The 7,207-nt window shown below is 75.6% G+C and carries 4 protein-coding genes and 1 pseudogene; all 5 read left to right on the top strand.

Going from position 1 to position 7,207, the window contains the following annotated elements; translation table 11 throughout:
- Positions 1–832 precede the first annotated feature (832 nt).
- Positions 833–1,918, top strand: a pseudogene (locus tag AB0F18_RS26580) (ubiquitin-like domain-containing protein); the annotation flags it as partial.
- Positions 1,915–2,841: a 16S rRNA (adenine(1518)-N(6)/adenine(1519)-N(6))-dimethyltransferase RsmA gene (gene rsmA, locus AB0F18_RS26575; RefSeq protein WP_362064850.1), complete on the top strand. Its 927-nt coding sequence runs from the start codon at positions 1,915–1,917 to the stop codon at positions 2,839–2,841. The pseudogene AB0F18_RS26580 and the gene rsmA, both read left to right, overlap by 4 nt.
- Positions 2,838–3,764 carry a 4-(cytidine 5'-diphospho)-2-C-methyl-D-erythritol kinase gene (locus tag AB0F18_RS26570; protein ID WP_362064848.1) on the top strand — a complete coding sequence of 309 codons (927 nt, stop codon included), beginning with the start codon at positions 2,838–2,840 and terminating at the stop codon, positions 3,762–3,764. Before rsmA ends, AB0F18_RS26570 begins: the two co-directional genes overlap by 4 nt.
- 239 nt (positions 3,765–4,003) lie before the next feature.
- Positions 4,004–5,326 carry an acyltransferase family protein gene (locus tag AB0F18_RS26565; RefSeq protein ID WP_362064846.1) on the top strand — a complete coding sequence of 441 codons (1,323 nt, stop codon included), beginning with the start codon at positions 4,004–4,006 and terminating at the stop codon, positions 5,324–5,326.
- A gap of 28 nt (positions 5,327–5,354) precedes the next feature.
- Positions 5,355–7,157, top strand: coding sequence for an ABC-F family ATP-binding cassette domain-containing protein (locus AB0F18_RS26560; protein WP_362064844.1), 1,803 nt, complete (start codon positions 5,355–5,357; stop codon positions 7,155–7,157).
- Positions 7,158–7,207: the final 50 nt, after the last annotated feature.

The raw sequence follows: 7,207 nt of genomic DNA, 5'->3' as shown, positions 1-7,207 counted from the left end.
CTCCGCCCCGGGCCTCGCCGGGCAGGGCACCGGCAGGCGTAGGGCCGGTGCGGGCCCCGCCGGGGACCCCGCCACCAGCCGCCGGGCCGGAGGCGGCAGACGCCGGGCCGGCGCGGCCGAACCGCCACCGCCCGACTCCGCTGCAGCCCCGCCGGACGGGACCCCGGCCGTGGGCCCAGCCGAAGGCGGCCGCCCCACCGGCAGGCGCCGAGCACCCGGTTCCTCGTCCGAGGACCCCGGCCCGGACGCCGCTCCGGCCGCCGGTCGGCGTCGCGCCCTCGGTTTCCCGTCCGGATCCGGTCCCGGTGCGGAGGCCGCCGGGGCCACCGGTCGGCGCCGCGCAGCCGGTTCCTCGTCCGACGACCCCGGCCCGGATGCCGCCCCAGCCGCCGGTCGGCGTCGTGCACCCGGTTCCTCGCCCGACGCCCCAGGCCCGGATGCCGCCCGGGCCACCGGCAGGCGCCGCGCAGCTGGTTCCTCGTCCGAGGACCCCGGCCCGGACGCCGCTCCGGCCGCCGGTCGGCGTCGCGCCCTCGGTTTTCCGTCCGGATCCGGGCCCGGTGCGGAGGCCGCCGGGGCCACCGGTCGGCGTCGGGCCCTCGGGTTCCCCTCCGATGCCGGCTCCGGTCCGAACGCCGTCCCGGCCACTGGTCGGCGTCGCGCGCCCGGGTTCCCGTCCGATGCCGGGCCCGGTGCGGAGGACGCCCCCGCGACCGGCCGGCGTCGTGCCCCCGGCCTGGCCTCCCGGGTCGGGCCCGGCCCGGAGGCGTATGCCGCCGCCGGCCGGCGGCGGCGGGCCCGGAGTGGCGGTCAGGGGGCCGGCGTCCGCGACAGCTGGCGGCGCATCGTGCCCCAGGCCCTCGTCGTGGCCTTCCTCGCCGGCGGCACCACCGCCTTCGTCGCCGCCGACAAGTCCGTCCGCCTCACCGTCGACGGCGAACCCCGCACCCTCCACACCTTCGCCGGCCACGTCGAGGACCTCCTCGACGCCGAAGGCCTCGGCGTCGGCCCCCACGACCTCGTCGCCCCCGCCCGCGGCTCCGCCCTGGAGGACGGCGAGGAGGTCGTCGTCCGCTACGGCCGCCCCCTGCGCCTCACCCTCGACGGCACCAGCCGCCAGATGTGGACCACCGCCCGCACCGTCGACGCCGCCCTGCGCCAGCTCGGCGTCCGCGTCGAGGGCGCCTTCCTCTCCGCCCCCCGCACCGCCCCCGTCCCCCGCGCCGGACTCACCCTCAGCGTGCGCACCGAACGCGGCATCACCTTCATGGCCGACGGCCGCGAACGCACCATCCGCACCAACGCCGCCACCGTCCGGGAAGCCCTCGACCAGGCCGGCATCACCCTGCGCGGCGAGGACACCACCTCCGTCCCCCCGGACTCCTTCCCCCGCGACGGCCAGACCGTCACCGTCCTGCGCATCACCGGCACCCGCGAGGTCCGCGAGGAGCGCATCCCGTACGAGACCGAACGCGTCGAGGACGACGGCCTGTTCGCCGGCACCGAGGTCGTCGAGCGCGTCGGACGCCCCGGCGCGCGCCGGGTCACGTACGGGCTGCGCACCGTCAACGGGGTCCGCCAGCCACCCCGCAAGATCACCGAGGAGGTCGTCCGCGAGCCCGTCAGCCAGCTCGTCAAGGTCGGCACGAAGCCGCTGCCGACCTCCGTCTCCGGAGCCGACGGCCTCGACTGGAACGCGCTCGCCCAGTGCGAGTCCGGCGGCCGGCCCTCCGCCACCGACGCCTCGGGCACCTACGGCGGCCTCTACCAGTTCGACGTGACCACCTGGCAGGCCCTCGGCGGCAGCGGCCGCCCGCAGGACGCCCCGGCCGGGGAGCAGACGTACCGCGCGAAGAAGCTCTACGTGCAGCGGGGGGCGAGTCCCTGGCCGCACTGCGGCCGTAGGCTTACCCGGTGAGCACCGCAGAGCAGCAGCAGCCCCACGGGACCCCCGAGCACGCCGAGGCCCCTTCCGACGCCCTCCTCGGGCCGGCCGACATCCGAGAGCTGGCCGCCGCCCTCGGCGTACGCCCGACGAAGCAGAAGGGGCAGAACTTCGTCATCGACGCCAACACGGTCCGCCGGATCGTGCGCACCGCCGGGGTGCGCCCCGACGACGTGGTCGTCGAGGTCGGCCCGGGCCTCGGCTCGCTGACGCTCGCCCTGCTGGAGGCCGCCGACCGGGTCGTCGCCGTCGAGATCGACGACATCCTGGCCGCCGCGCTGCCCGCCACCATCGAGGCGCGGATGCCGCGGAAGAAGGACCGCTTCGCGCTCGTCCACTCCGACGCGATGCTCGTGACCGAACTGCCCGGCCCCGCGCCGACCGCGCTCGTCGCGAACCTGCCGTACAACGTGGCCGTGCCGGTGCTGCTGACCATGCTCGACCGCTTCCCCAGCATCGAGCGGACCCTCGTCATGGTGCAGGCGGAGGTCGCCGACCGGCTCGCCGCCCGCCCCGGCAACAAGGTGTACGGGGTCCCCTCCGTCAAGGCGAACTGGTACGCGGACGTCAAGCGGGCCGGCGCCATCGGCCGCAACGTCTTCTGGCCCGCCCCGAACGTCGACTCCGGCCTCGTCTCCCTCGTGCGGCGCGCCCAGCCGATCGCGACCACCGCCTCCAAGGCCGAGGTCTTCGCGGTCGTCGACGCGGCCTTCGCGCAGCGCCGCAAGGGCCTGCGCTCCGCACTGGCCGGCTGGGCCGGCTCGGCGGCCGCCGCCGAGGCCGCGCTGACCGCCGCCGGGATCAGCCCGCTGGCCCGCGGCGAGTCCCTGACGGTGGAGGAGTTCGCGGCGATCGCCGAGCACAAGCCCGCCCACGCGCAGAAGCCCGCCCTGTGAGCGCCGCCGCGCCGCGCGGGGCGGTGACCGTACGGGTCCCCGCGAAGGTCAACGTGCAGCTGGCGGTGGGCGCGGCCCGCCCCGACGGCTTCCACGACCTGGCCAACGTCTTCCTCGCCGTCTCCCTCTACGACGAGGTCACCGCGACCGCGACCGCCGGCGACGGGCCCACCGTCAGCTGCGAGGGCCCGGACAGCGACCAGGTGCCGCTGGACCGTACGAACCTCGCGGCGCGGGCCGCCGAGATCCTCGCCGCCCGGGCCGGGCTCACCCCCGCCGTGCACCTGCACATCGCCAAGAACATCCCCGTCGCGGGCGGCATGGCCGGCGGCAGCGCGGACGGCGCGGCCGCGCTGCTGGCGTGCGACGCGCTGTGGGGGCTCGGCACCCCGCGCGAGGAGCTGCTGGAGATCTGCGCGGAGCTGGGCAGCGACGTCCCGTTCAGCCTGGTGGGCGGCGCGGCGCTGGGCACCGGGCGGGGGGAGCTGCTGACCCCCGTCCCGGCGGGCGCCTTCCACTGGGTGTTCGCCGTGGCGCACGGCGGGCTGTCGACGCCGGCGGTGTTCCGGGAGTTCGACCGGCTGACGGAGGGCACGGCCGTACCCGTGCCGGAGGCCTCGGCGGAGCTGCTGGCGGCCCTCGCGTCGGGCGACCCGGACGCGCTGGCCGGCGTACTGCCGCGGTCCAACGGGCTCCAGCCGGCGGCGCTGTCGCTGCGGCCGGAGCTCGCGGAGACGCTGGCCGCGGGGGTCGGGGCCGGGGCCCTGGCCGGGCTGGTGTCGGGGTCGGGGCCGACGACGGCGTTCCTCGTGCGGGACGCCGAGGCGGCGGCGAAGGTCGCGGCGGAGCTGGAGGCCTCCGGCACGTGCCGCGCGACCCGTGTCACCGCCTCGCCGGCGGTGGGGGCCACGGTTCTGGCGTAGCCGGCGCGGGGGCCGCTGCGCGGGGCCGTACTCCCCGCCCCGCCCTTCCACCGTTCCCCGGGGCGCCGCCCCGGAGCCCCGCGCCTCAAACGCCGGCGGGGCTGAAGGACCCTGGGGCTCCGCCCCAGACCCCGCGCCTCAAACGCCGGCGGGGCTGGATTTCCGCTCGGCGGTACCTAGGCGCGGGATGAGTACGGGTGCCCTGTTCCCGCCCGCCCCGTGCCGCGAGCGTAGGGGGCATGACAGTCAGCGCACGCGAGCTCGCCGCCGCCACCCCCGCCGGACGTGACCGGTACGTCGACCTGCTCCGGGTCGCCTCCCTCGGGACCGTCGTCCTCGGGCACTGGCTGATGGCCGCCGTCAGCGCCGCCGGCATAGGGAACCTGCTCGCCCTCGTGCCCGCGCTGCAGGTGCTCACCTGGGGCCTCCAGGTCATGCCCGTCTTCTTCTTCGTCGGCGGGTTCTCGCACGCCCTCTCCTACCGCTCCCTGGAGCGCCGCTCCGACGGCCGGCCCGTCTACGCCGTCTTCCTGCGCGCCCGGCTGCACCGCCTGCTGCGGCCCACCCTCGTCTTCGTCCTCGTGTGGGCCGCGCTCGCCCTCGCCGTGCAGCTCGCCGGCGCCGACCGCGGGCCGCTGGCCGGGGCCGCGTTGCGGATGGTCACGCAGCCGCTGTGGTTCATCGGGATCTACCTCGCCATGGTGGCCTTCACCCCGCCGCTGCTGCGGGCCCACGCCCGCTGGGGATGGGGGGCCTTCGCCGCGCTCGCCGGCGCCGCCGCCCTGGTCGACGTCCTGCGCTTCGCGCTCGGGGTCCCGTACGTGGAGTTCCTGAACTTCGCCTTCGTCTGGCTCGCCGTCCACCAGCTCGGCTTCCTGCGGGCCGACGGCCGCATCCGCCGCCCCGCCCTCCTCGGCGGCGCCGGGCTCGCCGGGGCGGTGCTGCTCGTCGCGGCCGGACCGTACCCGCTGTCGATGGTGGGGATGCCCGGCGAGAAGGTCTCCAACATGGCCCCGCCCACCCTCGCCCTGCTCTGCCACGGCCTGTGGCTGACCGGCGCCGTCCAGCTGTTCGCGCGGCCCGCCGCGGCCCTCCTCGCCCGGCCCCGCGTCTGGCGCGGGGTGGTCGCCGCCAACGGGGTGGCCATGACCGCGTTCCTCTGGCACCTCACCGCCATGCTCGGCGTGTACGCCGCCCAGCTCGCCGCCGGCCTCGGCCTGCCCGAGCCCGCCACCGCCGCCTGGTGGGCGCAGGTGCCCGTGCGGATCCTGCTGGCCGCCGGGGTCACCGCCGTGCTCGTGGGCTGCTTCCGCCGCTTCGAGGCGCCCTCCCGGACGAGCGAGGCCCCCGGCAGCGGGCCCGCCGCCGCCCTCGGGATCACCCTGTGCCTCCTCGGGATCCTCGGCGTGTCCATGACCGGGCTCGGCGGGCTGCTGGAGGGGCACACCGCCGTCCTCGTCGCCCTCCCGGTGACCGCGCCCGCCGCCATCGGCATGGCCCTGGCGGGCGCCTGGCTGGTGGAACGGTCGGTGTCGGCGCGGAGGGTTAGGCTGAGGGGCTGATCCACACACTTTCCCTGGAGCGCGTCTGATGGCCGTCAACCTGGTCAATGTCGAGGCAGTCAGCAAGGTGTACGGCACCCGTACCCTGCTCGACGGCATCTCCCTCGGCGTATCCGAGGGAGACCGGATCGGTGTGGTCGGCCGCAACGGCGACGGCAAGACCACCCTCATCCGGATGCTCGCCAAACTGGAGGAACCCGACACCGGCCGGGTCACCCAGAGCGGCGGCACGCGGATGGGCGTCCTCACCCAGCACGACTCCCTCGACCCCGCCGCCACCATCCGGCACGAGATCATCGGCGACATGGCCGACCACGAGTGGGCCGGCAACTCCAAGATCCGCGACGTCCTCACCGGTCTCTTCGGCGGCCTCGACCTGCCCGGCTTCGGCCAGGGCCTGGACACCGTCATCGGCCCGCTCTCCGGCGGCGAGCGGCGCCGCATCGCGCTCGCCAAGCTGCTCATCGCCGAGCAGGACCTCCTCGTCCTCGACGAGCCGACCAACCACCTCGACGTCGAGGGCATCTCCTGGCTGGCCGCCCACCTCCAGACCCGCCGCAGCGCCCTCGTCTGCGTCACCCACGACCGCTGGTTCCTCGACCAGGTCTGCACCCGCATGTGGGACGTCCAGCGCGGCTCCGTCTACGAGTACGAGGGCGGCTACAGCGACTACGTCTTCGCCCGCGCCGAACGCGAGCGGATCGCCGCCACCGAGGAGACCAAGCGGCAGAACCTGATGCGCAAGGAGCTGGCCTGGCTGCGCCGCGGAGCCCCCGCCCGCACCTCCAAGCCCCGCTACCGCATCGAGGCCGCCAACGAGCTGATCGCCGACGTGCCGGAGCCGCGCGACAAGTCGGAGCTGATGCGCTTCGCCAACGCCCGCCTCGGCAAGACCGTCTTCGACCTGGAGAACGTCACCGTCCAGGCCGGCCCCAAGACCCTCCTCAAGCACCTCACCTGGCACCTGGGCCCCGGCGACCGCGTCGGCCTGGTCGGCGTCAACGGCGCGGGCAAGACCTCACTCCTGCGGGCCCTCGCCGAGGCCGCCCGCACCCAGGGCGAGGCCCAGCCGGCGTCCGGCGAGATCACCGTCGGCAAGACCGTCCGCCTCGCCTACCTCTCCCAGGAGGTCGGCGAGCTCGACCCGTCGCTGCGCGTCCTGGAGGCCGTCCAGCGCGTCCGCGACCGCGTCGACCTCGGCAAGGGCCGCGAGATGACGGCCAGCCAGCTGTGCGAACAGTTCGGGTTCACCAAGGAGAAGCAGTGGACGCCCGTCGGCGACCTCTCCGGCGGTGAGCGGCGCCGGCTGCAGATCCTGCGCCTGCTGATGGACGAGCCCAACGTCCTCTTCCTCGACGAGCCCACCAACGACCTCGACATCGAGACCCTCACCCAGCTGGAGGACCTCCTCGACGGCTGGCCCGGCTCGATGATCGTGATCTCCCACGACCGGTTCTTCATCGAGCGCACCACCGACACGGTGATGGCGCTGCTCGGCGACGCGAGCCTGCGGATGCTGCCGCGCGGCCTGGACGAGTACCTGGAGCGCCGCCGGCGGATGATCGAGGCCGCCGCCCCGGCGCCCTCCGCCCCGGCCGCCGCGGCCAAGTCGACGGCCTCCGGGGACTCGCGCGCCGCGAAGAAGGAACTCCAGAAGATCGAGCGCCAGCTCAACAAGATGGCGGACCGCGAGTCCAACCTGCACGCGCAGATCGCGGAGCACTCCACCGACTACGACAAGGTCGCCAAGCTCGACGCGGAGCTGCGCGAACTCATCTCCGAGCGGGACGAATTGGAGATGCGCTGGCTGGAACTGGCCGAGGACGCCTGAGTCCGCGGACCGGGCCGGAGCACCCGCCGGGGACTCGAGCAGCCGGATAA

The sequence above is a fragment of the Streptomyces sp. NPDC029216 genome (assembly GCF_040648015.1).
Classification (GTDB): Bacteria; Actinomycetota; Actinomycetes; order Streptomycetales; family Streptomycetaceae; genus Streptomyces.
The sequence above is the reverse complement of the archived record's forward strand: the minus strand, read 5'-3'. Positions and strand labels throughout refer to the sequence as shown.